26 protein-coding genes and 1 pseudogene are annotated in these 26,922 nt (G+C 43.9%); 13 read left to right on the top strand and 14 right to left on the bottom strand.

Features of this window, described 5'->3' with window-relative positions; all coding sequences use genetic code 11:
- Positions 1-10: 10 nt before the first annotated feature.
- Together EDC32_RS00235 and EDC32_RS00230 are read right to left on the bottom strand one after the other, a co-directional pair.
- The gene (locus EDC32_RS00235) at positions 11-832 is read right to left on the bottom strand and encodes a sulfite exporter TauE/SafE family protein (protein ID WP_132219546.1); all 822 of its coding nucleotides are present in this window, start codon (positions 830-832) and stop codon (positions 11-13) included.
- A gap of 75 nt (positions 833-907) precedes the next feature.
- Positions 908-1,771, bottom strand: coding sequence for a DUF72 domain-containing protein (locus EDC32_RS00230; protein WP_132219545.1), 864 nt, complete (start codon positions 1,769-1,771; stop codon positions 908-910).
- Positions 1,772-2,756: 985 nt separating this feature from the next.
- Between EDC32_RS00230 and EDC32_RS16165 the strand changes: the two genes are divergently transcribed.
- Entirely contained in the window at positions 2,757-2,909 is a 153-nt protein-coding gene (locus tag EDC32_RS16165) for a hypothetical protein (protein ID WP_022737723.1), read from the top strand.
- A gap of 137 nt (positions 2,910-3,046) precedes the next feature.
- Here the strand turns inward: EDC32_RS16165 and EDC32_RS00225 are convergent, their stop codons facing one another.
- The gene (locus EDC32_RS00225) at positions 3,047-3,997 is read right to left on the bottom strand and encodes an NAD-dependent epimerase/dehydratase family protein (RefSeq protein WP_054096494.1); all 951 of its coding nucleotides are present in this window, start codon (positions 3,995-3,997) and stop codon (positions 3,047-3,049) included.
- A 435-nt stretch (positions 3,998-4,432) separates the two neighbouring features.
- Here EDC32_RS00225 and EDC32_RS00220 point away from each other — a divergent pair, with 435 nt between their 5' ends.
- On the top strand, positions 4,433-4,873 hold the full coding sequence (locus tag EDC32_RS00220; protein ID WP_022737721.1) for an endonuclease domain-containing protein: 441 nt from the start codon (positions 4,433-4,435) through the stop codon (positions 4,871-4,873).
- Between the two features lie 314 nt (positions 4,874-5,187).
- Here the strand turns inward: EDC32_RS00220 and EDC32_RS16160 are convergent, their stop codons facing one another.
- Positions 5,188-5,355: a hypothetical protein gene (locus EDC32_RS16160; RefSeq protein ID WP_022739106.1), complete on the bottom strand. Its 168-nt coding sequence runs from the start codon at positions 5,353-5,355 to the stop codon at positions 5,188-5,190.
- A gap of 445 nt (positions 5,356-5,800) precedes the next feature.
- Positions 5,801-6,676, bottom strand: coding sequence for a cupin domain-containing protein (locus tag EDC32_RS00215; protein ID WP_132219543.1), 876 nt, complete (start codon positions 6,674-6,676; stop codon positions 5,801-5,803).
- Between the two features lie 502 nt (positions 6,677-7,178).
- On the opposite strand from EDC32_RS00215, the gene EDC32_RS00210 reads away from it, so the two are divergent.
- Both EDC32_RS00210 and EDC32_RS16685 read left to right on the top strand, forming a co-directional pair.
- Complete coding sequence (locus EDC32_RS00210; protein ID WP_132219542.1) at positions 7,179-8,501, top strand: vWA domain-containing protein; 1,323 nt, start codon at positions 7,179-7,181, stop codon at positions 8,499-8,501.
- A gap of 373 nt (positions 8,502-8,874) precedes the next feature.
- On the top strand, positions 8,875-9,003 hold the full coding sequence (locus EDC32_RS16685) for a hypothetical protein (RefSeq protein ID WP_259436208.1): 129 nt from the start codon (positions 8,875-8,877) through the stop codon (positions 9,001-9,003).
- A 70-nt stretch (positions 9,004-9,073) separates the two neighbouring features.
- Here the strand turns inward: EDC32_RS16685 and EDC32_RS00205 are convergent, their stop codons facing one another.
- The 6 genes from EDC32_RS00205 to EDC32_RS00180 all read right to left on the bottom strand — a co-directional run bounded on the left by EDC32_RS00205 (position 9,074) and on the right by EDC32_RS00180 (position 14,400).
- Positions 9,074-9,733, bottom strand: a complete 660-nt coding sequence (locus EDC32_RS00205; RefSeq protein ID WP_132219541.1) for an ABC transporter ATP-binding protein — start codon at positions 9,731-9,733, stop codon at positions 9,074-9,076.
- Between the two features lie 23 nt (positions 9,734-9,756).
- Complete coding sequence (locus tag EDC32_RS00200) at positions 9,757-10,575, bottom strand: ABC-2 family transporter permease (protein ID WP_132219540.1); 819 nt, start codon at positions 10,573-10,575, stop codon at positions 9,757-9,759.
- Positions 10,572-11,426, bottom strand: coding sequence for a hypothetical protein (locus tag EDC32_RS00195; RefSeq protein ID WP_132219539.1), 855 nt, complete (start codon positions 11,424-11,426; stop codon positions 10,572-10,574). The genes EDC32_RS00200 and EDC32_RS00195 overlap by 4 nt, the downstream gene beginning before the upstream one ends.
- Positions 11,426-12,178, bottom strand: coding sequence for a hypothetical protein (locus EDC32_RS00190; protein ID WP_132219538.1), 753 nt, complete (start codon positions 12,176-12,178; stop codon positions 11,426-11,428). Before EDC32_RS00190 ends, EDC32_RS00195 begins: the two co-directional genes overlap by 1 nt.
- A gap of 312 nt (positions 12,179-12,490) precedes the next feature.
- Positions 12,491-13,267 carry a hypothetical protein gene (locus EDC32_RS00185; RefSeq protein WP_132219537.1) on the bottom strand — a complete coding sequence of 259 codons (777 nt, stop codon included), beginning with the start codon at positions 13,265-13,267 and terminating at the stop codon, positions 12,491-12,493.
- Positions 13,264-14,400, bottom strand: a complete 1,137-nt coding sequence (locus EDC32_RS00180; protein WP_132219536.1) for a hypothetical protein — start codon at positions 14,398-14,400, stop codon at positions 13,264-13,266. The genes EDC32_RS00185 and EDC32_RS00180 overlap by 4 nt, the downstream gene beginning before the upstream one ends.
- Before the next feature lie 85 nt (positions 14,401-14,485).
- On the opposite strand from EDC32_RS00180, the gene EDC32_RS00175 reads away from it, so the two are divergent.
- The 8 genes from EDC32_RS00175 to EDC32_RS00140 all read left to right on the top strand — a co-directional run bounded on the left by EDC32_RS00175 (position 14,486) and on the right by EDC32_RS00140 (position 21,959).
- Positions 14,486-16,138: a TcaA NTF2-like domain-containing protein gene (locus EDC32_RS00175; protein ID WP_132219535.1), complete on the top strand. Its 1,653-nt coding sequence runs from the start codon at positions 14,486-14,488 to the stop codon at positions 16,136-16,138.
- Between the two features lie 128 nt (positions 16,139-16,266).
- The gene (locus EDC32_RS00170) at positions 16,267-17,064 is read left to right on the top strand and encodes a cyclase family protein (protein ID WP_132219534.1); all 798 of its coding nucleotides are present in this window, start codon (positions 16,267-16,269) and stop codon (positions 17,062-17,064) included.
- 255 nt (positions 17,065-17,319) lie between these two features.
- A complete protein-coding gene (locus EDC32_RS00165; RefSeq protein WP_132219533.1) occupies positions 17,320-17,730 on the top strand; it encodes a M67 family metallopeptidase in 411 nt (136 codons plus the stop codon).
- 24 nt (positions 17,731-17,754) lie between these two features.
- Positions 17,755-19,209 (top strand): nicotinate phosphoribosyltransferase, encoded by a 1,455-nt coding sequence (locus tag EDC32_RS00160; protein ID WP_132219532.1) that lies wholly within the window; start codon positions 17,755-17,757, stop codon positions 19,207-19,209.
- Positions 19,210-19,333: 124 nt separating this feature from the next.
- Positions 19,334-19,834 carry a GNAT family N-acetyltransferase gene (locus EDC32_RS00155; protein ID WP_132219531.1) on the top strand — a complete coding sequence of 167 codons (501 nt, stop codon included), beginning with the start codon at positions 19,334-19,336 and terminating at the stop codon, positions 19,832-19,834.
- Positions 19,835-19,958: 124 nt separating this feature from the next.
- Positions 19,959-20,603 (top strand): hypothetical protein, encoded by a 645-nt coding sequence (locus EDC32_RS00150; protein ID WP_132219530.1) that lies wholly within the window; start codon positions 19,959-19,961, stop codon positions 20,601-20,603.
- Complete coding sequence (locus EDC32_RS00145) at positions 20,596-21,186, top strand: hypothetical protein (protein ID WP_054095683.1); 591 nt, start codon at positions 20,596-20,598, stop codon at positions 21,184-21,186. The genes EDC32_RS00150 and EDC32_RS00145 overlap by 8 nt, the downstream gene beginning before the upstream one ends.
- On the top strand, positions 21,183-21,959 hold the full coding sequence (locus tag EDC32_RS00140) for a hypothetical protein (RefSeq protein ID WP_054095684.1): 777 nt from the start codon (positions 21,183-21,185) through the stop codon (positions 21,957-21,959). The genes EDC32_RS00145 and EDC32_RS00140 overlap by 4 nt, the downstream gene beginning before the upstream one ends.
- A 645-nt stretch (positions 21,960-22,604) precedes the next feature.
- Here EDC32_RS00140 and EDC32_RS00135 read toward each other — a convergent pair.
- Both EDC32_RS00135 and EDC32_RS00130 read right to left on the bottom strand, forming a co-directional pair.
- Positions 22,605-23,687: an AI-2E family transporter gene (locus tag EDC32_RS00135; protein WP_022738558.1), complete on the bottom strand. Its 1,083-nt coding sequence runs from the start codon at positions 23,685-23,687 to the stop codon at positions 22,605-22,607.
- Positions 23,688-23,695: 8 nt separating this feature from the next.
- Positions 23,696-24,517, bottom strand: a complete 822-nt coding sequence (locus EDC32_RS00130) for a YihY/virulence factor BrkB family protein (RefSeq protein ID WP_132219529.1) — start codon at positions 24,515-24,517, stop codon at positions 23,696-23,698.
- A 191-nt stretch (positions 24,518-24,708) separates the two neighbouring features.
- Here EDC32_RS00130 and EDC32_RS00125 point away from each other — a divergent pair, with 191 nt between their 5' ends.
- Positions 24,709-26,040 (top strand): tetratricopeptide repeat protein, encoded by a 1,332-nt coding sequence (locus tag EDC32_RS00125; RefSeq protein ID WP_022738555.1) that lies wholly within the window; start codon positions 24,709-24,711, stop codon positions 26,038-26,040.
- 464 nt (positions 26,041-26,504) lie between these two features.
- On the opposite strand, the pseudogene EDC32_RS00120 reads toward EDC32_RS00125, so the two are convergent.
- Positions 26,505-26,918 (bottom strand): annotated as a pseudogene (locus EDC32_RS00120) (Lrp/AsnC family transcriptional regulator).
- Positions 26,919-26,922: the final 4 nt, after the last annotated feature.

Below are 26,922 nucleotides of genomic sequence, written 5' to 3'. Positions count from 1 at the left end.
CGCCCCTCCTTCAAACCAAATTGAGCCCGTCCAAGATCATGCGCACAGCTGTCACTATAATCGCAATGCGCAACAGATTCAACAGGGTGCGACCGCTCAACTTTGCCGAAATCCAAGCCCCGGCCCTGCCACCCATCCACGCCCCCGGTGCCAGCACCAGCGCCGAAAGCCAGTGAATATTGCCTTGAACCACGTGCATCACACTGGCTGCAATCGAGGAAAGGCAGATAATCAGCATGGAGGTGGCGGTAGCCACATGTGGCGGAAACCGGAATAGCATGATCATCATCGGCACCAACAGCGAACCGCCTCCGATGCCAAACAACCCAGATATCACGCCTACCAGGAAAGAGAGGCCCAAGGCAGTCAACCGATGATAGCCGTACTCATACTCTGTTCCGGCTGGGTCAGTGTATGTCTTAATCACATCCAACCGCACAGGGCGAGCCGTCCCTTTCTCCTTGACGCGCAACAACCATGATACCAATAACATCAAGCAACCAAAAGCAGCGAAAAACGTGTCGGATTGAAACAGGCGAGTTATCCACGCGCCCACCATCGCACCTGGGCCACAAGCCAAAAAAAACACAAACCCGCTTTTCACATCCACCCGCCCCTGCTTGAGAAAAGACAAAGTGGAACTCAGCGCGGTCAAAACAATCAACAACAATGAAGTCCCTACAGCCACAGACGGTGTGATCCCTTGGAAAGCTGGATGAACCCCCGCCAGATAAATGAGCGCCGGCACGATCACGATGCCACCGCCCAATCCGACCAGACTTCCCAACGTGCCGGCTAGTAGACCGACCACAAACAACAGCATCCATTCCATTTTGCGTCATCATCCCATCTGCACTCTTCGGACGCGCTCAGCCGACAGCCCACTGGGGCCGTTCACCCCCTCGGCTTAAAAAATGCCCAGCTGGCGTGGGGCCAAGCCCGCAAACTCTACTCCGAGCAACCGCATCATCAGATTGGCGCTGTCGACCGCATCCCCTTGAGAGTTATTATTGAATAGCAACGTGATCCGTTTCACCCTCTGTTCCAATTGCCGCACATAACCTACCCACTCCGCCAGCTCAGCTTCCTCATAACGGTAAGCATAGCGGACATCACGCCAATTGGGTTGGCCGGTGTTGTTCCAACCAGCAACATTGCGCCCATGAAAACGGACAATCGCCTGCTCCGGCACCGTCGCTGCCACCACCAAGGGTACCGATCCTTCTCCCGCTTGGGGTTCATCACAAATGACATGAATGCATTGTTCCCGTTCCAACAACCGAAGGGTTTTGTCGTGAAAGTCAGGATAAAACCAGCTTTGGTTGCGGAATTCCACCGCCACCGGCACATCCCGAAATGCTTCCCGCACCCGTCGGATATACTTCACATGTTTTTGCGAACAATCATACCACGGCGGAAATTGGAACAGCACCGCTTCCAGCTTGCCTGCGCGCAACATCGGTTCAAGCGATGCCCGCATGTCCTCGACCAGCTCCCGCCAAGGACGCACCGGTGCCTTCTCCAGCCGTCCGTGCCCAGTCAATTCCCGATACGCCTTCACCACAAATCGAAAACTCTCCGGCGTCTCATTCACCCAACGCTCCATCCGTTCCACTGGCGCAATCGCATAAAAGGTGCTGTCCACTTCTACCACCGGGAAATGCGCGGCATAGATCGCTAACTTCTCTCTAGCCTGCGTCCCTGGCGGATAAAGGTCATGATCTCCCCAGCCGCACACCCCGATTTGAATAGGATTGATGACGGAACTCATCTGTATGTTCAACCTTTCCGACTTGGGTTATGAATTTTATTTTATCATTTGTTAAGTCTTAAAAAAATGATAGACATAAGGGATTAATTGTCTTTTGACCTGTTCATTCATCTGCCTTGTAGACATCTGAAATCGTCAAACCTGGGAGAGGATTACGAAAGAGCGCATATATATCCTTTCGCAATCCCTACAGAAACCTCCCTCAATCGAGGGAATTTTCTTTAAATACCTGCATTAACCATTGGGCTGGACGCATCTCATTTACATGCACTGCTTCGCACTAAAACAAGACTATTTGATGAGACCTGAGAAGTTATGTATTCTTAATAAAAAATAAAGCAGAATAGTTCGAATAGAACCGTACCTGTTCCTACTAAAGCCAAAAATACACTTATCCAAAAACCTATTGTTTGGCTTTGGATTATAGCAGATCCTTCCCGGTCAATATACTTTTCACCTGCGTCATTAAAACTTACTTTTTGAAAGCATAAATCAACTTTTTGATTCGTTTCAAATTGATCTTCTTTCCGCCAAATAAATTGATCCCCAGAAAAGCTTTATTTCAGTCAAATAAATCATTAGTTCTTCTATTTCTTCATCTGGACATATACCCTGGACTTATCACCATCACTCTTTATAAATAATTGATCGCCCATCACTTGTTCAACCTCCTATATTTTATATAATTCCAAACGAAGTATATTGCTGACACAATCGAAGAAATAGTTAATATACCTAAAAGATCAAGGTCATACACACCAATGATGTTACCTACTACAAATAAAACTAATTGGTATAAAAAGAAGCACACGCACTTTAGAGCTAGTTTTTTCATTATGTGTCCCCTCTTTAATGATGATTGGTACTAAATCGAGAAGTCATGCCAATTTATTGAGATTATTCGTAGGTAATGATATATTTTATGTGAGTTGTTCAAATTTTAAATAAATTGGTCGCGATGATCTATTTAAAGGAGGCTTACACAATGGGAGTAAGCGGTAATGAGCTTTTTCCTTTAATTATTGCTTTAGGTACTTTATTATTGATTCCTGTCAGTCTATTTGCTTTAGTTTTATTTATTCGTGCTTTACTATTAGCCATCCCTATTCTTAAAAAGCTAAACAAAGAAATGAAGTGAGGTAAAAACGTTGGTGAAAAAGCCAACAGTTTTTTATAACATGAATCTTACTTTTTCCACATAGTAGGATAAGTTTCTTAACAAGCCAACTGAAAATGCTAGTTACCAAATAAAAAACGCCTAGTAACCTAGGCGTTTTATTCTTTTGATTGTTGTATGCTCAGAAAGTAATCATACGTTTTCTGAATCCCTTCTTCCAAACTCAACGTCGGCTCCCAATTCAATACTTCCTTGGCCCGAGTAGAGTCAAGTGCACTTCGTTTTACGTCACCTGTTCTTTCTTTTTCTCTAACCAGAGGCAGATCTTTGCCAGAAACTTTGAGAATGACATGGTACAGGTCTTCCGTGTATGTTTCGATCCCCGTTCCAATATTCAAGACCTGATCGTCACCTTTCGTCAGAGCAAGTACATTGGCACGTGCAGCATCTCCAACATAGAGATAGTCACGGGTCGTTCCTTTTGGCATATCCTCATATGCAAAGAGAACCGATGGACGATCAGCCAACACATTGTTCATGAAGATCGGCGTTACTCCACAATCGCCATCTGGAATCTGTCTTGGCCCAAATATATTTGCGTAACGCAATACAGTATATTTCATGCCAAATATCGCAGCATAGTAATGCAAATACTTCTCGCATGCCAACTTGTTGATGGCATACGGCGAAATCAGCTGTGGGTTTAAATTTTCAGGTGTTGGGATTTGATCGGTCTCCCCGGCCAAGGCCCCACCAGATGAAGCAAAGATCACCTTCTTGACATCCACCTTCTTGCAGATCTCAAGAACGTTGATTAGCCCCTCCACATTGATTTTTAAATCTAAAAGCGGGTCTTCAACAGACTTTGGCACCGATTTTTGTGCAGCATGGATGTTGACCACTTCCGGCTGTTCAACTCTTAAAACCTCTTCAAGTCGGTCGCGTTGTTCAGCAATATCCAGTTCATAAAAGCGGGCATCTGGATGCAGATTTTCTCGCTTTCCTGTGGATAAGTTGTCTACAACAACCACTTCATGCCCTTCTGCCAAATAATGATCAACGACATGTGAAGCGATAAATCCAGCCCCACCGATTACCACGATTTTCATCTGTTTCACCCCGGAAATTTAGATTACTTGCTACTATTCTCCTCTTTTGGTGCATAGCCATTTTGACAGTTGTGAGGATGAAAGTTCCCCCAGCAATAATGATACCAACTCCTTTGTAATCTTTGTGTAACAATATTTCAACAATGTAACAAAACAGACTTGTTCATTTATAAATTCTCTTATCCAGAAACAAATTGACCACCCTGATATCCATGATTTCCAAAGGTCTTTTACAAGTATCCTCTCTGAAGTATGATAATTCATATAATTATTAATATATTAAAGGGTGAGGCTCTGGTAACCAATACTCAAAAGTCGTTTACGTCATTAGCAATTACACGGAGTTCATCTGAGCTAAACGCATGGTTTGTGAAAAAGTACGTGGCCACGAACTTATTTTGCAAAGCAATGATAAAGGAAAGGGAGGCCATTGGTGTGGCAAAGTTCATTGTTCAGTTTCGTCGCGATCGGGACTACCTTATCTGGATTGGAATGTACCTTAAACAACTATTCCAGACCAAACGCTTTCCAGACTGGCAACGAATCAAATGCAGCCGTAGTCCCATTCAAATTCGTCTATACGATGCTCTCAAACGTGAAGGATATCGAGTCAAGGCCGAATATGAAACTTGTGGTTACCAGGTTGATTTGGTTATCAAGAAGTACCGCCTGGCCATCGAGTGTGATGGAGCCGCTTTTCACTCTAGTCCAGAACAAAAGAAACGCGATCGAAAAAAAACAGCGGTTTTGTCCAAACATGGTTGGAAAGTGATGCGCTTCAAAGGATGGCAGATCAATAAACAAGTGGAGAAATGTGTAGAACGGATCAATGAGTATACTGGTATCCACCGCAAACGCTGGTGGCAAATATGGTGATTTTTTATGAGGATTCATTGTTTGAACCCGTTCATTTATGTGACATTAAGATGCGGCCATCGTACCGCTGATATACTAATTTTCGAGAAATATCATTCTCCTCCCCGTTTCTGGCCATATCCTTTATATAAACTACCACGATCTGCTCCAATATTTAGTTCATTTAATCACCTATACGCTCAGCTATTACAAGCTATATTTATCAGAAATAACTATATTAAAAAGGGGGAGAAATATAAACAATATATGATTAGTGGAATAAATAGGCAGGCGCACTTTAAAAGCTCCCAGAAATGGGAGCCTTATTTTTTATGTTACTTATCCCATGGATTTTTTTTCTTGGGCGAAAGTGAATCATCCGCTTTGGCCTGCAAATATTGGCGTGGTACGGCATCATAATCACCGTTTGGCCCCTTTACCCAAGATGACTTTGGATGCTTCGGATTTAGATCAGACTTTGCATTTTTAAACCATTCATTCAAAATTAACCAACTCCTATCCACTAATTTTAACTGAACAAAATATTAATTATGACGAAATTGTTTAAAATCCTCTTTTAATCAAAAAATTAATGAAAACTCGATTATGCTGTCCCAAGATGATATACAAAGGGAAGAAGATTTAACCTCTTTCTCCTCTCACCAATAAATTTTAGCAGTTTCAATAAAAGGAGATAGAGGTTTTATTCTTGTTTTTTTCAATCGATTTCAATGGGTCAAATTATTCTGTTATTGCCTTATCGCAATCAGTAGCATTTTTTCTAGTATGTATTGTGGAACAACTTCACTTTATTAGAACCATGCCAACCAATCGCTACAAGTAAAAGCGGCGGAAAAACCTTTTCCCGTCACGCGTGAAGCGATTGGGAAAACGATTCCTCCGCCGCTGCCTATTTATCAGACAACCTTACTCCACTTATGACTCCACTCATCGTTCCGCTTCCATTGCATCTGCTTTCGTTCTATGAACCGTACCAAAAGGATGCTCAGGTGGCGCATAAATGGAATAAAGCTTCAAGGGTTTATTGCCTGTATTCGTTAAATTATGCCATTTTCCGGCAGGTACCATGATCGCATAATCATCATAAACTTCGGCTCTAAAATCCAATCGATCTTTGCTATCACCCATTTGAACCAATCCTCGCCCTTGTTCAATCCGTAAGAATTGATCCACATTGGGATGAACCTCTAACCCAATGTCATCGCCAACACCGATACACATCAAGGTCACTTGCAAATGATCTCCTGTCCATAAGGCAGTGCGATACGTATTATTTTGCTTTGTCGCCTTTTCAATATTCACAACAAAAGGCGTTTTTCCATAATCTTTTAATTCAATGCCGAATGGATTGAACGATAACGAACTTAATCGGTTAGCATGATGCATCTCGTTATGACAAGCACTTAAAAACACCTCGCCCACTGGCGAATGTTGAGTAAGCAAATAACTATTCCAATTTTCTTTATAATCCTTCGTTGCCACTTGAAAAGCTTTTTGTATTCCCTCTTCATAAGTATCAAATGTAATTTGATCAATTTGATAAACAGGCTGTCTTCCCGTGAACATCACATACAGATCAGTCAACTGATGCAAATAGGCTTTTTCATCTTCTAACGTGTGAAAAATCTCCCTTTTATGCTTTTGATTAGGTGCTAATTTGACTAGCCGCTCCAATAAATCAATCTCCGTCGCTTCTCTTTTTATTCCAGCAAGTATAGCATCACACACTTGGCGGTTAGGCTGTGGGAAGTTGCCGTAATAAAAGTATGGATTCATATAATGGGGATAGACCAATCTGCTCATTCCCTTCACCGTTTTTATTAAACATCCTATGCACTCTGATCAGGGAAAATACATTACTACGTACCTGTAGCTAGTGCTGCAGAACTGGTCGGGCATCCTTCAATCAATACGCCTCCACGCTCTTTCTTGCTAAGTCCACCGCTACTTACCAGTAATGATTAATTAACAATCCAGGCAACATTAAGGAACAATAAACTGGTTGCTTTGTTCATTTCAGGATAAAACCATAAACAGTTGGCAAATTCCATAGTCATCTTAGTTATTTGTTTACTTAACCAGTGGTTGAATATACTTGCTCCCACGGGGATCTTGGCTGAAAAGCGGGATATCCTTTTCAGTCTTGCTCAGTGCTATGATCTAGATCTAATTTGTTGAAAAAGATATTTTTAGTAGCATTTAACATTTTATTAGGTAAGAGCTGAAAAATCGGGAATATAATGTAGAAACAAACTATATGGTTTGCTTTATTGCAAACCATCTATTCATTTAAGAGGTGATTAGATTGAATTCATTTTATATCAAGGTGGTAAGTAGTCTCATTGTCTTTTCCGTTGCTGTTGCCGGATGTTCCACACCCGTCTCCAAGACAAAAGAGGGAGGGTCGGGAGAGCAAAACAATGAAGTTAAAAAAGCGTATGCGACAGAGATCGAAGATATATTAAAAGAAGGTCCCGGAAAATATGCGGGTGATGCCTATCATAAAGAAAATGCCAACAGAGAATTGGATGCATTGCCTAAAAATCTCACGGGGGAACAAGCATACCAGAAGTTAGTTGAGCTTTTTGTAGAGGATTATCAACCCTATGTAAAAAAACTGGATGCGTTTGATACTACATATACCGTTAGTAGCGACCCAGGCGACTTCAAAACACCTTCAGGCAAGCAGTTGAATGTCATGATCTTGATTGACTCCTCCGGAAGCATGGCTGGCAAGGTCGATGGCTTTTCCAAAATGACCCTTGCGAAACAAGCCGTTTCCCGTTTCGCTTCTTCACTTTCCACACATGCAAATGTCTCTTTAAGGGTGTATGGCCATAAAGGCAGCAATGCTGATAAAGATAAAGACCTCTCTTGTAAGAGCACCGAAGTCGTTTATCCTTTGGGCAAATACGATCAACAAACGTTTAGCAAAGCATTGGACAAGTTTAAACCCACCGGATGGACACCGATTGCATTGGCAATGAAAGAAGCTGCCAATGATCTGTCGAAAATAACTGGCCCCTCAAAAAATTTGATTTATGTAGTAAGTGACGGCATTGAAACTTGTGGCGGAAATCCGGTTCAAGTGGCGCAAGAGTTGAATAAATCCAATGTCAAAGCCGTGGTAAATATTATCGGATTTGATGTGGACAATGCGGGTCAAAAGGCGTTGCAGGAAGTTGCTAAGGCTGGTGGCGGCGAATATGCAACAGTCCGTAATGATGATGAGTTACGGCGATATTTTGATACCCAAAGAATGAAAATCTGGGAAGAATGGTTAATGTGGAAAGTTAGAAATACTAGTAACATTATTCATCAATTTACTCGAAAGGAACGAGAATTGCAAAATCTCACTTTTACGGGGCTTGGAATAGATAAACTATCTTCTACAGAGTCACATCATATGAGAACTGCCCTGAGCCATTTGGAGAGTACTGATAAATTGTCTATCGAAGAAGGTGATAAAGTTGAAGAGTTGATCAATAATCGTGCGGATAAAATTGATGAATATAGAAAGAGTCGTTATGACTCCTTAATAAAACTTATAAAAGAGAACAAAAAGAAAATAGAAAAACTCGTAGAGCAAAAAGGCAAGGACAAAATGGATGAATATGATACCAACTAGAAACAAAGTTTAGAGGTCGTTATGGGGAGAATGATTGCCGCAGCGATGTGGTTCATGGGGATAGACCAATCTGCTCATTTCCTTCACCAGGAAAAATACATTACTACGTACCCGTAGCTAGTGCTCAATCAATCATATGCGCCGCGTCCCAGAGATCCCATCGTTTATGCTCATAATCAAGGAATATTGGGGACAATAAAGGTCAATAAATGAATATAGGTTCGGTGAAGCATGGTTGTTTGGATTGGTTTCCCCTCAAAAATTACGCGTCCCATATGGTGAGAAAACGTGCCATCTCCATAGGTAATGCCCACTGGGACAGAATCGCAGGATCTGTCACTCCTCCCCTCAGCCCCTAGGGATTGCCTGCGGGATGGCCGTTTTTCAAAACAAAAAAGATTCGGCTAATAAACTTTTCGATTTTGGCGCGAATGTGATTATTGTGGCGATCGTTGTAGCTGTTGCATTAATTGGATTAGGTTTAGCACTTGAATTAATCTAAATAGGTAAAAAACGACGATGAGTGGCATCACTTTTCTCATCGTCGTTTCTTATTGCATCCACATATGTCCTCAACTTTTAAAATCGGAGATCGGTGTTACTGTTCCCTTTTCTACTTTATAAACTTCATCACACAACTTCTCGATTTCCTCCATATAATGACTTGCCAAAAGAATACTTACCCCATCTTTGCGTAAGTTTAATAGAAGTTGATGAAGCATTTCCACTCCATCCGTGTCTAATCCATTTGTAGGTTCATCCAATAAGAGGAGTTTTGGTTGTTCCATGATGGCTTGTGCAATCCCTAATCGCTGGCGCATTCCCAATGAGTACTTACGAACGGCCTTTTTATCACGGGGATCAAGACCTACTTGCTCCATTACTTGTTCAATGTCGGCATCGGATATTTTATTTCTCAGTGAAGCCAACATTTTCAAATTCTTAAAACCACTATATTCCGGGATAAATCCGGGCGTTTCGATAATCACACCTACATCTTGCGGGAAGGTTCCATCTTTGCCTACTTCTTTATCAAAAACAAAAATGCGCCCTTCTGTTGGATAAACAAAACCACTAATCATTCGAAATAACATCGTTTTACCTGACCCATTTCTGCCGACTAAGCCGACAATCTTCCCTTCTGCCACTTCCAGATTGACTTGGCTAAGTATCTGCTTTTGATCAATGATCTTCGAAACGTTTTCTAATTTCACTGCCAATTTAGATTCCATTATGAAAACCTCCGACTACGTTTTTATTGCAAACTATCTTTATGCGCATATCCGAATATATCGGCTTTTTTCACATACAAATAACCCATATACATAGAAAGGATCAAAACAATCGCATTATAAAATACGGACCAAGACAGGCTAAAACTGGGAACATACGGATCTACCACGGTATGCCGAAGAAACATCCCCTGATTGCCTGGGAACCATTTTATCAACTGCTTGCCAAATAAAGGACTAAAACAAGAAACGACATAAAGCACAGAAATAAAAAGAATTGGCTTAAATACACTCTTCCATTTTACAGCCAACGCCAGCTGTAGGACTGCCATCGCTAAACTGGTACTCCAGCTTAATACAAATACCCATGCTAGCATGATAAATGAATGGATACCGTTAAATTGCAACGGCCCGTCAGTTCCTTGCCATTTGCCCAAATGATCCGCCCATGAAAATTGGCTAGATCCTATCACTAAAATCGTACAGATCGCCATGAAATAATAAACAAATGAAGTTACCCCTAATGCAAGAACCTTCTTTATCCACCATTTGCTACGCGTAAAATAACGCGGCAAAACAAATGTTGCACGCTCCACCCATTCACTGCACGTAGCGTTTCCTATTAAAACAAGAAACAATAAGTTGAGAATAAGCCATTTTGACCATTCATAAAATGAGACATCATCCTGAGCAATGGGTCCACCCAATGAAACCATAACAAGATCCCATACAGTGATTAACTCTTCATAACCACCTGATGAAGAACGGAGCATAGTGGCGCTACTCCAACTGACCAAGGCGAAGAGACCACATGCAATGATCGCGTACCATCTTTTTTTCATTCTGCCACTCCTAGATTGATGTCTTCCTTCGAGATTTTAACACTACCCCATATCCATAATAGAACGGCTACTACCATCCAGTACCCAACCGATATACCTACTTGAGACCAAGATGAGAAAAGATCATTTATATCCAAGAGATGATACACAAAATGTCGCGGAAATAACCATGCGCTGTTTGCTATAGGAATCCGAAACAACAATAAGACATAGCCCAAAAATGAAATACACGAAGAGATAATAAGCCCCCACACTCCACTTCGTGTATACATGGATGCAATGAAGGTTATAAGGCCAAAAGTAAATAACCCGAAATATAACAAACAACCTATTTGAAACAAGACGAGACCCGGTGCCATGCTCCCTATGATCTGTGGTTGTACTGGCAAAGGGAACAAATGCTGCACCATGGCCACGCTCCATCCCTCATCCCACGGGAGATACAAGCCTGCTATCACAAATGCATATACCATTAGAAAAAAAACATAACACAAGCTTAATAAAGCAAGGGTAACCACTTTGCCAAACCACCAACTCGTACGGCTACCAATGCGTAACATCCACTGTTCTTTACTGTCTTGATCTAACATTAAATCGCTGACCAAGAATAAAAAAAACGGAATCATAAAGATGAAAATATAACTATAGCTAAACAAATCAAATAAGATGTCCCATATATTTAAAACATGTTGTTGAATTCCCATGTTGTTTAGCTGAATGATAAATCGATCCGCTCCCTGGTAAAATAAGACAGGGCAAACTATCAAAAATACATACCATCTAACTTTCATGAATTGACGCTTAAGTCCAATCCAAATGAAATGAGTATATGAAGCACCCCAAAAATTCATCATTCCACCTCATGACTAGATACTTTTTTCCAAACAAACACTAAACTAACCATAAATATAATTAATAGTTCGCCAAAAACAGTCCACCCGGTTGAAAAGTTCGCAGTATGAGGTAAAAACGTTGATGGAGGCTTTAAAGCACTAAGCGTTTCAATTTGTGCAAACAAAAAGTTAAATACATGATAGAATATAAAGGGAATCGTTAAAATCAAGTAGCGCTTCTGTATATAGAGTGATAACCCAAAGCCAAAAGTAGCATAAACGACACCAAATACAAAATGAAGGAGCACATAAACAAACATATAAAGCACGACATTCTCTGGTAACAAGCTCGAAAACGCCCCACCTATTTGGTTATCTGGATTCAACGTTTTCGGATAAATACTTAGAGTAACAATAGTGAACACCAATGTGGGAACGCAAGTAACTACCCCACCAACCAACGCATTGATTAACAACTTTATTCTCACATAAGTACGATGTTCCATCCGCATCCGCACAAAATTTAGATACCCGCTATTACGTTCCATAGCATATGTATCCGCAAATGGCCAAACACAAATGATCGGTACCACAAACGAGTAAATCTCTAGTCCAAATACCCAAGGAAAATATGCCTGTTCAGCAACAATTGGTCGTGGTAAACCAGCCATCATTATCCCCACACTGCAAAGAGCAATCGCCACAAATAAAGCTAGAAAAAAGTTTTTCCCCAAAAATGCGCGTGATAATTCTTGTCTAAAAACAGCCATGTACTCATACACCCCTATCTAAAGATAAACCGCATTCAACGTTGAATGCGGTTTCTAATGTAAATAGTACGATCTACACCACTTAAAATGGACGTAAATAGAATCAAGCAAAAGAAGGTAAACTTTTTAAATTCCTCTCGCCAATTATCTTAAATAAAACTAACAGGTTAATTTAATATAAAATTTAATATATAGTCAATGAAAAAATCCAATAATCATACATATTCACGAAAACTACTCCTCACCTCTGGGAAAGGAGAATGCAGAAAAGATCCCCCTTTTGTCAGCACCGTTTTATGATTTGCGCATGCTTTACCACTCTCGCAATGAAAAGGAGACATCCCCGCCTTTTGAGGCGACTTCTTCATCTTCCAATGTCAAAAATCTAGCAATGGTGAAATCCAAACGATCCACCTCTCTCACTGTTTCTGGGCTTACGCCATTTAAGTTAATCAACATGAAATTATCAACAGGGACATTCGGCTCAATAATCTCCGTCAAATCATCATTTGTCCAAGCGGTAAACACCTTGTCTTGGCTAATCACATTAAAGGTTCCTTCACGGAGAATGGCTTGGCCCTTCATCAGTTTGAGGTGGCAAAAGGGATAATGATAACCGTTGGTGCTGTCTATTTTAAGTGGCACTTCTGTTTTGTTTTCCACTCTGTACTTGACGTACAGAAAGTAATCTGTCATTTGCGGGTTGTTGTCCAACGCTCTCTTGATGCGCACGTCTCTGATGTCTGTGGCCCGCAAGAGTTTGATCTGTAGAAAAGAAACGGCCACATTGCCATCATTGAGCATGCGATCTTCCATTTTGGCATCCGTTACTTTTTGCACGGTAAAATCTCCATATGCCGGGTAGCGAATCATAGATTTGTCTTCATCAAACGGAATATTCTCATCTGTTACATAAAGTGTCTCATTGCTTCTCAACGTCCCTCCGCCTTGGTCACTTAAACATTTGGTGAATCGATTACTGAATTGCGTCACCTTGATGGGCTTTAGGACATCCGGATCCGGATCGCGGTTGGCGCACGAGCTTAAACACAAAACTGCGACCACAAGCAATACAGGGAGGCCGTTCATTTTATTCCTCCTTCGGGTTTCTTTAAAGGAAATGGTTCAAAGTCCATTTGCACATGATGCAAATACTTGTAATCATATTCTCTCGCAACCCCGTATTTGAGCCTTAATCTCACGAATTTTATCTCTTTCTGTTTTTCCGTTCCTGCTGCGACCCGTTTTCCAGTAGCATTGGTGACAGTAATGTCCACTTTGGGGCCATCCTCTTTGATCGGCATAAGTTGATATGTGTCATCGACAGTGTAAAATTGCCTTTGCCCATATCTCGTCTTCATGGTCCGCTTTTTGTTTGTCAGGTGAACGACGAGATACTGGTCCTGATAGGTGCCCACAATCAATTTGTTAGTCACTTTCCCATCCTCAATGACGAATGGATAAACTTGGTTATACATTGCGGCGCCTTGGCCTTGAATCACTGAATGGGAATAGGTGAGTACCAAAAAGAAAAAAAGGGAAAACAGAAATGTGAAAAAGCTGACCCAATACATGATCTGCTGTGATCGATCCGGCATGGTTCGCTTTTGAAAAAAAACATAAAACGAAATAACAATCAATGTAATCAAGGGAATTTCATTCAAGGTGGACAAGTCTTGTATCATGAACTGCAAATCAAAATCACTTTGCGCATTACCCCAGATGGCAAAAAGCCGATCGGTTTCTCTTGAGAAAATGAAATAGGCTCCAAGGAAAAGAACGAAACAGACGATCTGCGCCAGCACATGGATTCTGCGCTTTTTCCATGGCGATGGGGTGGCAATCCCCATCTGATTAACAATATGATATGTGCAAATAGCCATGATCCCATAAATGGCAAACAGCAACATCTCGATGAAGGTGACAATCAACCAACTGCTATTTAGCATTTCGGCAATTGTCACTTCCGTGTAATAATGAGGAATGCCAAAATAGGATAAATAACTGGCTTTATAAGAATACACATACAGATAAGCAAAAAGCGCGATCACAGCCAGAATAATTTCCACTGTCAAGATACGCATGATGATGGGATGTCTTTCAGAGAAGCGTACTTCTTGCGTATCCGGGCTGACGAGGTTGATTTTCAATTCGTTGTTTCCACGATACCATGAAAGAGGGCGTGTTGAGTGGCGGCTTGGTCCGTACCTTTTGTTTCGCAAACGATCCACCCCTAAGTATGCCGTTTATTATTCGTTTTCATTATTTTCAGTTTTATCTTATCATTTCTCGAAAGCGGGGTCTAACATGAAGCATTGGCATATCTGGCTCCCAGTCTCCCTTCTAATCATTTCAGGTTGCACTCTGTGGGGAAATGAGCCAGCACCAAGTACACAAGGGCGGCTTGTAGAACAGGGGAAAATCATTTACAAAGATCCCATCTACTATGAGAGTGGCAAATATTATGACCTAAAGCCGAGCGATCTACAACCGCTCCCTGCTTCAAGGATAACAAAATCAAATCCAAGCCTGATGGAAGCCAAAAAGATTTTAAGGGAATTGACCAGCACCTACTTATACATGTATCCAGAAGTGCAAATCATCGATCTTGACAACGACAACCAACCGGAAGTGATCGGTTTCTTTGAAAACATTGCAAACTTCGATGAAGACGGAGCCATGCGAATCTATGTAGCCAAATACAAAAACAAAAAGTGGGTTCTGGAACAAGGCTATTTGCTTGTTGATATTTTTTGCAAAAATAGACGTTTCTTCAAAGGGATGCTAACCGCAGACAAGCATGCAATTTTCTTGGCCTGTGAAAATAACAAGCATGAAAAATGGACCTACTATATTGTCACGATGAAAAACGGAAAGCCTGTGTTTTTGGCGGAAGATGTGCCTTCCCCTTCATGGGCGGTCAACGCCCCTCAAGCAAAGGATGAACCTTATTCCGATCTGCTCGGTAGCCATGTGCCTCTTTTCCCCAAAGACATAAACCAAGATGGAATCATGGAGATTCCCGGTCTTCACTTCCCAATGGAATACAAATCCGGCATCCCGATCATGGGAAAAACAAATCAATCTCCGCAAGTGGCTTGGTATCAAGTCCTGCCAAATAACACATTCACATTGGCCAAAACGACATTATATGACGTAAACAAAGAAGTCAGCAAATTAAAACAGCCATCACACCTTTTCGACCGTTTTCTGCCTGAAAACCTCGTCATCAACACGCCGGCATACCAAAAGGTGCTCAGCGAATTGGCAAAGTTAAAGCAGGACCCGGTGCGATTGGCCACATTTCAAAAAGGCTTGGAAGTGGGAAGCCATATCCTCATCGAAGGGGCAATGAAAGAAACGTCTCCTCATTTCCGAGGTGTACAGTCCGGCCATAGTTTGCTTATCATCCGCTCCGGTAAAACATATGCTCTTATACGTTTCAGCAACTATGCCTTCGCCATTGATCGGAATGGAGACACTCAATCTCTTAGCGCATTGAACAAAATCGACATCCTCAAGCCTCTAACGCCGCAAAATCCCTTTCCTTACACAGATGATCCCGGATATAATGCCTTACTTGATTCCCCTGAACTCTTTTACGCTCATCTGGAGAAATTTATCAACACCTTCTCACAAAGGAAACTAGAAGCTTCTGGCAAGGGGAATTATGAGATCGTGCAAGATCTGATTGCGAGGGATTCGCCCGCGGAAAAGGAAGTGAAGAAGGCCATTAGCAACACACGTGTGAAAAAAAAGGAGCCAATGAAACTGCTTAAGGCCAAGATCGATCGCCACAGCCATGTCATCCTGAACAAATCCCAACATAGCATACGGGTGTCAGAAGAATACCAACTAGCTCAATCTGGCAACACGACGAAGATAAAAGTGATAAACAACTATATTCTATCTATGGATGCATTCGGATTTAAGGTGATCCAACTAGGGCGTGTTTGGTGAATCAAGTTGGTAGGGAAGGAGCGGCGAAAAGTACCAACACAGTGTCCAGAGAAATAATATACTTGATATCAAGGGGGGAAAAGCCTCTCTTCCTCCCTCCAATCCATTACTAGAAACCAGGTGAAACCATGATCGAAACGTATGTGCAAAACGGTGTGAAAACCACCTTGATCGATCTCAGCCAATCTTTGAGCAATGATACGTCCTCCTTTGAACCCAACCCCCATCACATTCAATACTTTGATCATCAACATGGCATCAGCGTCTCCAATCACCTGTTAGGCCTGAATGAATCGCATTGGCCGGAAGGTAAAGCATGGGCGGTAGAAGAAGTGAAGTTGTCCACCCATGCCGGGACACATGTGGACGCCCCATATCATTATGGACCGACTGTCGGCGGTCAGCCGGCCAAAACGATCGATCAAGTACCCCTGCGCTGGTGCTACGGGGACGGGGTGGTGCTGAACATGACCCACAAAGGCAAAGGAGAAGGCATCACCATCGACGATATCCAAACGGAACTCACCCGCATCCGTTATGAGTTGAAACCTTACGACATCGTCCTCATCCGCACCGACACATCAAAAAAGTACAACGAAGCGCACTATGATCTCATCCACCCGGGCCTGCTGGCTTCTTCAACTGAATGGCTGATTGATCAAGGTGTGCGGTTGATAGGCATCGATGCTTGGGGGTTGGATCGCCCCTTCGACGTCATGGCGCAAGAAGCCAAGCAAGGGAAAACACAATTTTGGGAGGCCCACTTGGTCGGCCGGAAGAAGGAATATTGCCAAATCGAGAAATTGTGCAACTTGGACAAGATCCCGGTGCCCCATGGTTTCAAAGTAGCGGCATTCCCAATCAACATCCAAAACGCCAGCGCCGGTTGGAGCCGTGTCGTGGCCATCTTGGAGGAAACCGTCTGACGCGCGCCAGGGGATGATTCAACCTCGCGAATCATGGATCTGCTTCGACACCGCTTTGCTCCGCTGAGAAGCTTGCAAGGCAAATCGGGAACATCCCTCCCCAGCTGCGGTGTCCGACGCTTCGACTTCTATCACCGCTATTTGTTAAAATGATCCAGTGTTTGCCATTTGTCATAGACTTCCGTGTTACCCACACGATACAATAATGAAAGATCATTTGTTTGATTGTTACCCATCCTGCGAGGAGGGCTGGAGATGAAGCCGCCCTATTATTCAATTCGCCGTCATGTGATCCATGGAATCAACGCGTATTGCCTAGAGCAGTATCCGTATGAAGGATACGGCTTTTTGGCCGGGCGCGACTTTACGATCACCCATTTTTTCCCGATTCAAAGCCAGAATCATCGTACTTGCTCTTGGGAGTTGGAGCCAAGGTCTTACAGGGATAACATCAAGCAGATGCGCCAACTCCAGTTGGACTGGCTCGGTGTCATTCATTCTCATCCCGTTTCCCAAGCCTATCCTTCAGCCCGCGATCTGACCGGTTGGCATTTCCACGACAAAAGCTTGTGGATTATGTCGCTCAAGGATAAAGAATTCCAACTTTGCGCTTACTATATACAAGAAAAAAACATCCTTCCCATCATGTTTGAAATTATCGAATAGCACACCATAGGGAGAAGATTAATCATGTCTTTATCCATTTCCGCATTACATACTGACAAATACCAGCTGACGATGATGTACGCTCACTACAAAAACGGGACGCACCAAAACCGGCGGGCTTTTGACTTGTACTTCCGCAAACTCCCTTTCGGCAACGGTTATGTCGTGTTTGCCGGCCTGGAAAGGGTGGTTCAATACTTGGAAGGCCTTCGTTTTCAAGAGGAGGACATCCGTTTTCTTGAGCGAGAGATGGCATTTGAACCTGAATTTCTTGATTTGCTTCGCTCTTTTCGCTTTACCGGCACGCTCCATGCGATGCCCGAAGGAACACTCGCGTTTCCGGGTGAGCCCTTAATCCGGGTAGAGGGCAATATCATGGAACTGCAACTGATCGAAACAGCCCTCTTGAATTTTGTTGGTTACCAATCTCTGATCGCCACCAAGGCTGCCCGGGTTCGCCATGTAGCTGGACAAGACACGCTCCTCGAGTTCGGTACGCGCCGGGCGCAAGAAAAGGATGCAGCAGTTTGGGGCACGCGGGCAGCTTACATCGGCGGATTCGACGCAACATCCAACACGTACGCCAGCCAACGCTTCGGCATACCCAGTAGTGGCACGCACGCACATGCATGGGTACAAGATTTCCCCACTGAGCTGGAAGCATTCCGAGCATACGCCGCCGCCTTTCCCGAAGCCACCACGCTGTTGGTCGACACCTACGATACCCTGAAAAGCGGCGTGCCCCATGCGATTAAGGTGGGGTTAGAGCTGAAACAGCAAGGGAACAAGCTGGCTGGCATTCGTCTGGACAGCGGCGACCTCGCTTATCTGTCCAAACAAGCGCGGATCATGCTAGACGAAGCAGGACTCACCGATACCAAAATCACTGCTTCCAGCGATTTGGATGAGTTTACGATCCTCAACCTGAAGTCGCAGGGAGCCAAGATCGACGCTTGGGGTGTCGGCACCAAATTGATTACCGCGTTTGACCAACCGGCATTAGGGGCTGTCTATAAAATGGTGGCCCGCCTGGAAGATGGGGAATGGGCACCCACGATCAAAATTTCGTCCAATCCGGCGAAAATCACCACGCCGTGCCGCAAGAACGTCTACCGCATCATCGACCGCAAATCGGGCAAAGCGAGAGGCGATCTGATTACGGCCGTCGAAGAAACAATCGATGAAAGCAAACCACTTCATTTGTTCGACCCTGAACATCCATTCAGACGGAAGAAAGTGAAGCATTACCAAGCAATGCCACTATTAAAGCCGATCTTCCAAAACGGGAAGCGCGTTTATCAACTGCCTCCCCTATCGGAAATCCGCAAACACCACCAGCAACAACTCTCCTTGTTCTGGGAAGAGTATTTGCGCATTCTGAACCCAGAAGTATATCCTGTCAGCTTGTCTCGAAAATTGTGGGACACCAAGCAGCAGTTGCTTAACCGCATCTACGATTCCATCAAAGCAGAAGAATAATGTATGTCCCGGCTTTCTTAACCAAACACTGCCGCCTCCTGGGGAAGCGGCAGTTTTTTTGTCTTGATCTCATGGGCGCATAATTCCATAGGAAATGAATCCTTGCTTGAAGGAGTGTGAAAAGATGATTGTGATCCGCCCAGCCACGCTTGCCGATTTGCCAGCACTCGTTGACATTTACAATTACGCCGTCGTGGAGACGACTGCCACCTTCGATTTGGAAGCACAGACTGTGGCCGAACACAAAGCATGGTTTGCCAGCCACTCCCCTGAAGTCCATCCGCTGATCGTCGCCGAAGAAGATGGAACCGTCCTCGGGTACAGCGGACTCTTGCCATACCGCACCAAACCGGCTTACCGCCATACAGTGGAACTCTCCATCTACGTCCATCCTGAGGCGCAAGGCCGCGGACTTGGCAAACAGCTGATGCGATCCATCATTGCACGGGCACAGGAAATTGGCCACCATGTCATCATCGCCGGCATCACCGGGGGCAACGAAGGCAGTTTTCGGTTGCATGAGCAATTTGGATTCAGAGAAGTGGGAATCCTGCGCGAAGTGGGTTATAAGTTTGGCAAATGGCATGATGTTCACTTTTATCAATTGACATTGCCTTCCCGCTAAGCGGTCACAAGCGCTAAGAGACGATACCGGTCCAACTCGCCTTTCCCCCTCCTGCAACAGGGGAAAGGCCTCCCTGTCGCGAATACCTAAACATTGCAATTCATGCGAGAAAGGACGAGCAGGTTTGAAATGTTACGAAGAGTATTGCGCACACATCAAAGCACTGTGGCGTGAGAAGCAGGTGATCCTGCACCTTGTTCATCCTGAGCGGTTGGAATTGCGGTTTGACCCGTCCGCCGTTCAGTCGCTGATCCACAAGCACCAGCTGGAGGAACAAACATTCTACCAATGCCTTGAAGAAATTCCACGTTATTTGCTAGCCATCCTGAATCAAGACGAGGAACTCCTGATCGACATGGAGTTAAAATATTACGAAGAGGAAGGTATTCCATTAGCAGAAGGCGAGCAATTAAGCCGCGAAGTACAGGAGAAACTGAAAACGATCGAAAAGCTCTTCTACCATCCACAATTGTCGCAATCCCTCAAAATCAAACAAACAGCCAAAACCAAATTACTAAGCGGATGCAGCTGGGAAATCAATCAAAAGACATTCGACAACCAACAAGGCAGGCTGGAACCGCTCCGCTATGCCCAATTAAAAATGGAAATCGCATCACCGTCCAATCCCTCACGAAAACAGCCTTGGCTACGCTATATTTTGGACAACGAACCTCATAAAGATGAAGTGACATTAACTTTGACCCCTGATGACATCGACTATCTGCTGATGGAGTTGACAAAAATGAAAAAGGTGATGTCACGTGAATAAGCGCGATGGCCACTTCCCCTACCGAAGAGATAAAACGCGCACCAGCGAAGAAAAACAAATCACCGCTTTGCTCAGGTTTCTTCATCATTCCGCCGTCAAACAGGGTCTGGGTCTGTATCCCGGGCTAGAGGAAGAGCGGGCGCTATCCAAAGATCTGCTCACCCTCCGTCGGCAAGCGTTGTTTCCCCAGTCCCCGGCCAGACAGAACGCCAACTCACTGTGGCGCTTCATGCATGCGGACGCCTTTAGCAAGCTCCGCAAATATTTCACCCTTCTGGAAGAGCGTTTCGATGACATGCATGATCGCGTCCAGACGCTAGGCATTATCAAAGACCTCCTTCATCAGCTCAAAAACGAACTCCACCCTGATTTGCACAAATACGAGCGGCGCATCTGCCTCATCATTCACGACGCCATTCACAAAACCAAGGCGGAACGGCTGACTGCCGAACATCTCGACGTTCTGTCCCGCTCCATCGACGCGCTGGTAAACGGAAACTGCAACAAGCAAACGTTTCGACGCGTGGATCAGTGGTTGCGTCACCACGGTCTCAATTGGATTATGGGGGATGACGGTGAATGAAAACACTTTTTTTGGACACCACCATTTTGGCAGACCGGTATTTAGCCGACACCGAGCGCCAACGGCAAATTCGGCAGCAACTCAACGGCAAATCACTCACTACCTCCAATTATGTCATCGGCGAATTGAAAAACAGCTTTTTGAAAAACAGCATCACCCTTCATACTCTCTTGCTAGAGGAAGAGACAGTAGAAGACGCACTGGCTCGGCTCGGACAGCGATGCTTCAGTACACGGCAATTTGACCGTGTGTTAAAAGTGTTCGCCTATTTAGCCAAAAAGGTGGGATATGACAAAGAAGAATTGCTAGAGCGCCTGGACATCCTGATTGAAGATGAATTTGAAATTCTATTTATCGACGGCATTGATGAAGTGATCGACGAATGCCGATGCATTCGGGCTCATGCCACACCCGTCAAAGAAGGGAAACGGTGGATGCTGGATCTTGGTTGCCGCCAACAACCGCAACCCTCCTGCGGCATTGAAGCATTTTACGCCAAATGCCGAGAAGAATTGGCCTCGCTGACGCAAATCGCCGAAGCTGAGCGCATTATCAACGTGAACAATCTCACCGGCATGCTATCTGGGCAAAAAAGCAAATACGGACGTAATTGTTGGAGTGTGGGCGATGCGATCATTTGCGCAGAAGTTCCTGCCGACCAGTGGATTTACACCTCCAATTTGAAAGATTACGGCCCGCTCAGCAAACGCTTGGGAAAGAAATTATGGAGGGAAGGAACCGAACACCCCCCTTCATCACGAGACTCCATGTGATGCGTCCACTACATGCAAAACGGCAGCTGTACCCCGTCGCTCAAGATGATGATTTAACTGGCCAATTGATTAAAAAAAGAAGCCGGGGCTCACCCAGCTGGCTTGGTTGCGGAAGGGGAGCGAACAACATTGCGTGCTTTTCATTATTGAACGTTCGGTCGGTAAAGCTCTTGAGTCACCTTTCGCACCCATTTAGGCTTGTCAGCAGCCAGAAACCCGGCTCTCCAGCTTTGTTTAAAAATCAAGCTCAATGTTAATGCCATCCTCATCCGTATCAATCTCTACCTCTCTGGTTTCCCCATCCAATTCCCCATGATTCCATTCTAAATCCATCGGATCCCAATCTTTCATCATTATCCCTCCATCTTATCAATTGTCCTAATAATTTATTAAATTTACTGGTGAAAGTATTGGCTATGAATAAACAGATTCCTCCTATATTCCTGTTTTTAATTAAATATCAATTCGACAGCAACAATGAAACATTGCATCCCCCCAGCCCCTATCTTGTTTCATTCCCTTTCTTCCACAAAAATATCTGCAATCAAACTGAAAATTGTGATTTATTATTTAACATTTTTCCTGCACCGCTTCCCATCATAAGGGCGTAAAAACCCCCCGCTATGCACCACGGGAGGTTGTCGTTTAAGACTCTTCTTGCTTGCTCATCGCACGTAACCGCACCAGCCGGTACAGGTGGCTGACCACAACTTTCAACACCGCATAGGTCGGCACCGCTAACAACAATCCCAAAAATCCGCCTAGGCTACCGGCCACGAGCAATAACAAAATGATGGTTAAAGGATGGACATCCAAACTTTTACCCATCACATACGGGGAAACCAAGTTCCCCTCCAATTGCTGGGCTACAAAGGCCACCACCAACACCCAGACCACCATCATCGGTGAATCAATAAGGGCCACGATCACTGCCGGGATCGTCCCGATAAACGGACCGACAAGTGGGATCACATTGGTAAACATAGTTACCAGCGCCAAGATCAGCGAATAATCTAAACCAATAATCAAATAGCCGATATACACCAGCACGCCCACTAACAGGCTGACCAGCACTTGGCCTTTAATGTACGAACTGAGCGCAAAATCCATATCCCCGAGAATGCGGAGCCCCTGTTGCCGCTCTTTCTCAGGCAATAACCGCAAAAGGTAAGGGGGAAACCGTTCTCCTTCCTTCAACATGTAATACAGGATAAACGGGACGGTCACAAATACGAGAATAATATTGGTGATCACTGAAAAAAAGTTGGCAATGTTCGTCCCAATCGTGGAGATGCTGCTCCGCAAATAATTGGACGCCGCCGTCGCCACTTGATTCCAGTCGATATAACTGGCCACCCAGGGATGATGGCTCCAATTGATTAGTTGTGTCTGTACGGAGTCGATCATTTGCGGAAAATTGGCCAACAAGCGGTTAAATTGCTCTTTGAGCAACGGACCGATCAGGAAGCCGACGAGCACCAACAACCCCAGCATCACCAGATAAATCAGCAAAATACCCAATCCCCGCGGAATACCCCGCTTTTCCAAAAACCGCACCACCGGGCGAAACAGGTAAAACAACACACCCGATACAAGGAACGGAAAAAACAGTGTTTGCACCAAAATGACCAACGGCTGGAAAATGAACTTGACCTTATTTGCCAGCAATATGATCAGCAACACCATGATCATTCCGTATCCTAACCGAAACAGCTTTGACTGCGGCATCTCCTCACCTAACTTTCTATCTGCTCTTTCGTTTTACATATGGCTGCATTTAACAGCCCTCCCAATATTAATACCATAGAAGAGAGGTAAAACCATCCTACCAATACGATAATCCCCCCCAAATTCCCATACACCAAGGAGTAATTATTGAGGGAAACATAAAATGAAAACACCAGTGAACTGGCTTGCCACCCCGCCATCGCAAAGAGGGCTCCTGGCAGCGCTTGTCCAAAGGTAACATGGGTGTTGGGAGTAAATTTATACAAACACAAAAACACCATAAAAATAACCAGGCTACTCAACACCCAGCGAATCCACGTCCATACTTCATAAAACCATGCTGTCAAACCAAACATCCGAAATGCATATTGTCCCAACACTTTGCCGAAAATGGGCAACATCAGCGAAATCACCAACGCTCCAAGCAAACCGAACATCAAGAATATTCCCAGCAAAACCTGCATCCAAAACGGCCTTTCTTTATGAACACGATAGGCATTGTCCATGATGCGAATAATGGATTGAAAAACAACTGAGGCCAGATAGATGGTGATGATCAAGCTAAGCGATAACACTCCTTCGCGTTGCTCGTCCAAAATCACTGCCAGATTGGATTCCAACAATTCATAAGTGGAAGGCGGGGCGTAAGGCTGGATCATGGCCAGGATATCGGAACTGGTGAAAGGCAGAAAGCCTAACACTGTAACGGCAAGCAACAAAAAAGGAAAAATGGACATCAAGATATAATAAGCGAGTTGCGCGGACATATCAAAAACGTGCTCTTCTACTATTCTTTTTTTTAATTCTTTCAGTACAGGAGTTAGCTTCATTGTTCCTCCTCAGGGCGCAAAAACATAGATGTCAATAATTAATGTATCCTTTTTTATACATAATTAACAACCCTTCGTCTACATAACCCTCCTTTCTTCTTTTATATTTAAGAAAATTTAAATATAATAGTTCCCAATTTTTTTAATAAGGTGTAATATAATAATAATCCACTACTTGTGAGGTGATCGGCATGAAAACATTAGCATTGCATGAGATTGGGGAAGTGATTCGCAAGGTCAGAAAAGAGCGTGGACTAAGACTGGAGGATTTGGCTGACGAGAACATATCCCCCGCCACCGTCAGTAACATCGAACGCGGCGTCGCCCACGTCAGCCCCGAAAAAATTTCATATTTATTGGAAAAATTAGATCTGCCGATGCATAAACTTCCAGAAATGCTGGTGAAAGAGCAATCCGAGTTAAAAAAAGTAAAATTTAAGATGCTCACGGTTGCTACGCTACGGCAGATCGGTCTGGTCGACGAAGCACTCCAGCAGTTGGAAGAGTTGGTGTTGGATGAATCACATCCATACATCGCCCACGCCTATTATTTAAAAGGCAAATGCTATATGTCAAAGAAAAAATGGAAACAAGCAGAACGTGCACTGTACAATGCCCTGCGCCTCTCCCAACAAAACGCTTACAAAGAACAAAATATGGAAGCGGCCAGCTACTTGCTGTTAAGTCTCAGCAGCTACTACCAGAACCAGATGGAGCAAGCCCTCTCTTTCACTGACAACGGGCTGGAAGCATTTTTGGAAAACGGAACCAATCAGCACATCAAAATCCTGCTCTACAGAAACAAAGGCATCTATTTGCATCGGTTGGGTCGGATCACCGAAGGGATGCGTCTGGTTCAAGAGATCTGGAGCCAAATTCCGAATATTGCAGATGCCGCAACTTTGCTTGGTTTCTACTGGTTGCGTGCAGAATTTTCGAGATTAATCGGCTTATATCAGGAGTCGATCGAATATGCCGAAGAGGGCATTGAAATTGCAAGACGTAACAAATTGTACGACAGCATGTGCGACCTTTGGATCGTTTTAGGAAGCGCCTACACGGCGACCAAAGACTGGTCCATGGCTGAAACTTCCTTTAAAATGGCGCTGAAAGTTGAAGAGAAGCACAAGGAAGAACAGCGCATCACCAAAGTATACAACCGCTTAGGCACTTTGTACATGAAGCAAAACAGAATGGAAGATGCCCGAAACGCCTTGCTAAAAGCGATCCAGCAAGCGGAAAAGTATAACGACTCCAAGCATTTGAGCACCAGCCTTCTCACTATTGGCGAGCTCTCGTACACCGCCGGCAACGTGGAGGATGCGATCGCATACTATAAAAAAGCATTGGATTTAACCCAAAAACATGGATATAAAGAGAAAGAGTACAAAGCTTGGTTTAATCTGGCCAAATGTTACGATGGCGTGGACGAGCAGGAATTTCAGAATTGCATGCGAAATATGTATAATGTAAAGAGAGACTTTACTAGGATGGAGGTAGAAGAGCATGATTTTAAAGATTAAATATCTGTCAACTGCTATGGTCGTCCTCGGAATTGCTACCTCTACCGTATGGGGGCTAACTAGCCAGGTAGAGAATATTACAACCGCTAGCCAAGAACCCGGCTGGCCGGCTCCCGGTTTTGAGAGCCAAGAACCGGGCTGGCCCACTCCGCCTTTGGCATAACCTTTGTCTGTACTGCGAAACCTGGTCTCATCTTCAGCCCATAGCGACAACATGGGCTGAACGATTTGACTGTAAATTTTAACAAACAAAAGGAAGCACAAGCCTTCTTTGATCTTTTCGCGCCTAATGCCCCTTATAAATCAGATGGGGATGGCGTGGCTTACAAGAGTTTGCCGTACATTTAATAACCCCCTTGATGGGGGTTTTCTTTCTCCTATCAAACCCTATTCCTTTACTTGTTGAACGAATCAGTCACCATGCTGTTATACCTTGAATAGAAGCAGAGCTTAAGATTCCTCACTTACTGCTTACTAATCACCATTGATAATTTATAGTTTGCATACTTGTTTAACTGTAACAAAAACTTGTCTAATACTTCATTGGTCGGAAATCTGCATTCTAGAAGATAACAACTATCTCAACTGATTTTATAGTTATTTATGATGTATTTCTCCTGGCTTTGGATAAATAAGAGATATGGCTGATGGTGTGTATCTTTTATATAGATATTGATGAAAGCGTGTATAAAACACCCTATTTTCGCATGATTTAATTTAATGGTATAACCCTCAATTACACCATTGTCCTCTAATTTAGCAACCCTAGACGCAGTTGCTTGTCCAGTCAAGTGAACTTTCTCCCCCAATTCCTTCATCGTAATCCGACTGTTTTTAGATAGTTCTTCTATTATTTGCATGTCAGTTTTATCCAACAAGAAA

The organism is Laceyella sacchari (assembly GCF_004343255.1).
Classification (GTDB): Bacteria; Bacillota; Bacilli; order Thermoactinomycetales; family Thermoactinomycetaceae; genus Laceyella; species Laceyella sacchari.
This window is presented reverse-complemented; position numbering and strand designations above follow the sequence as displayed.

Bases quoted from the DNA above. Each gene is read 5' to 3' on its own strand.
- EDC32_RS00235 (WP_132219546.1), bottom strand. From the start codon at position 832: ATGGAATGGATGCTGTTGTTTGTGGTCGGTCTACTAGCCGGCACGTTG.
- EDC32_RS00230 (WP_132219545.1), bottom strand. From the start codon at position 1,771: ATGAGTTCCGTCATCAATCCTATTCAAATCGGGGTGTGCGGCTGGGGA.
- EDC32_RS16165 (WP_022737723.1), top strand. From the start codon at position 2,757: ATGGGAGTAAGCGGTAATGAGCTTTTTCCTTTAATTATTGCTTTAGGT.
- EDC32_RS00225 (WP_054096494.1), bottom strand. From the start codon at position 3,997: ATGAAAATCGTGGTAATCGGTGGGGCTGGATTTATCGCTTCACATGTC.
- EDC32_RS00215 (WP_132219543.1), bottom strand. From the start codon at position 6,676: ATGAGCAGATTGGTCTATCCCCATTATATGAATCCATACTTTTATTAC.
- EDC32_RS16685 (WP_259436208.1), top strand. From the start codon at position 8,875: ATGGCCGTTTTTCAAAACAAAAAAGATTCGGCTAATAAACTTTTCGAT.
- EDC32_RS00205 (WP_132219541.1), bottom strand. From the start codon at position 9,733: ATGGAATCTAAATTGGCAGTGAAATTAGAAAACGTTTCGAAGATCATT.
- EDC32_RS00200 (WP_132219540.1), bottom strand. From the start codon at position 10,575: ATGAAAAAAAGATGGTACGCGATCATTGCATGTGGTCTCTTCGCCTTG.
- EDC32_RS00195 (WP_132219539.1), bottom strand. From the start codon at position 11,426: ATGAATTTTTGGGGTGCTTCATATACTCATTTCATTTGGATTGGACTT.
- EDC32_RS00190 (WP_132219538.1), bottom strand. From the start codon at position 12,178: ATGGCTGTTTTTAGACAAGAATTATCACGCGCATTTTTGGGGAAAAAC.
- EDC32_RS00185 (WP_132219537.1), bottom strand. From the start codon at position 13,267: ATGAACGGCCTCCCTGTATTGCTTGTGGTCGCAGTTTTGTGTTTAAGC.
- EDC32_RS00175 (WP_132219535.1), top strand. From the start codon at position 14,486: ATGAAGCATTGGCATATCTGGCTCCCAGTCTCCCTTCTAATCATTTCA.
- EDC32_RS00170 (WP_132219534.1), top strand. From the start codon at position 16,267: ATGATCGAAACGTATGTGCAAAACGGTGTGAAAACCACCTTGATCGAT.
- EDC32_RS00165 (WP_132219533.1), top strand. From the start codon at position 17,320: ATGAAGCCGCCCTATTATTCAATTCGCCGTCATGTGATCCATGGAATC.
- EDC32_RS00160 (WP_132219532.1), top strand. From the start codon at position 17,755: ATGTCTTTATCCATTTCCGCATTACATACTGACAAATACCAGCTGACG.
- EDC32_RS00155 (WP_132219531.1), top strand. From the start codon at position 19,334: ATGATTGTGATCCGCCCAGCCACGCTTGCCGATTTGCCAGCACTCGTT.
- EDC32_RS00140 (WP_054095684.1), top strand. From the start codon at position 21,183: ATGAAAACACTTTTTTTGGACACCACCATTTTGGCAGACCGGTATTTA.
- EDC32_RS00135 (WP_022738558.1), bottom strand. From the start codon at position 23,687: ATGCCGCAGTCAAAGCTGTTTCGGTTAGGATACGGAATGATCATGGTG.
- EDC32_RS00130 (WP_132219529.1), bottom strand. From the start codon at position 24,517: ATGAAGCTAACTCCTGTACTGAAAGAATTAAAAAAAAGAATAGTAGAA.
- EDC32_RS00125 (WP_022738555.1), top strand. From the start codon at position 24,709: ATGAAAACATTAGCATTGCATGAGATTGGGGAAGTGATTCGCAAGGTC.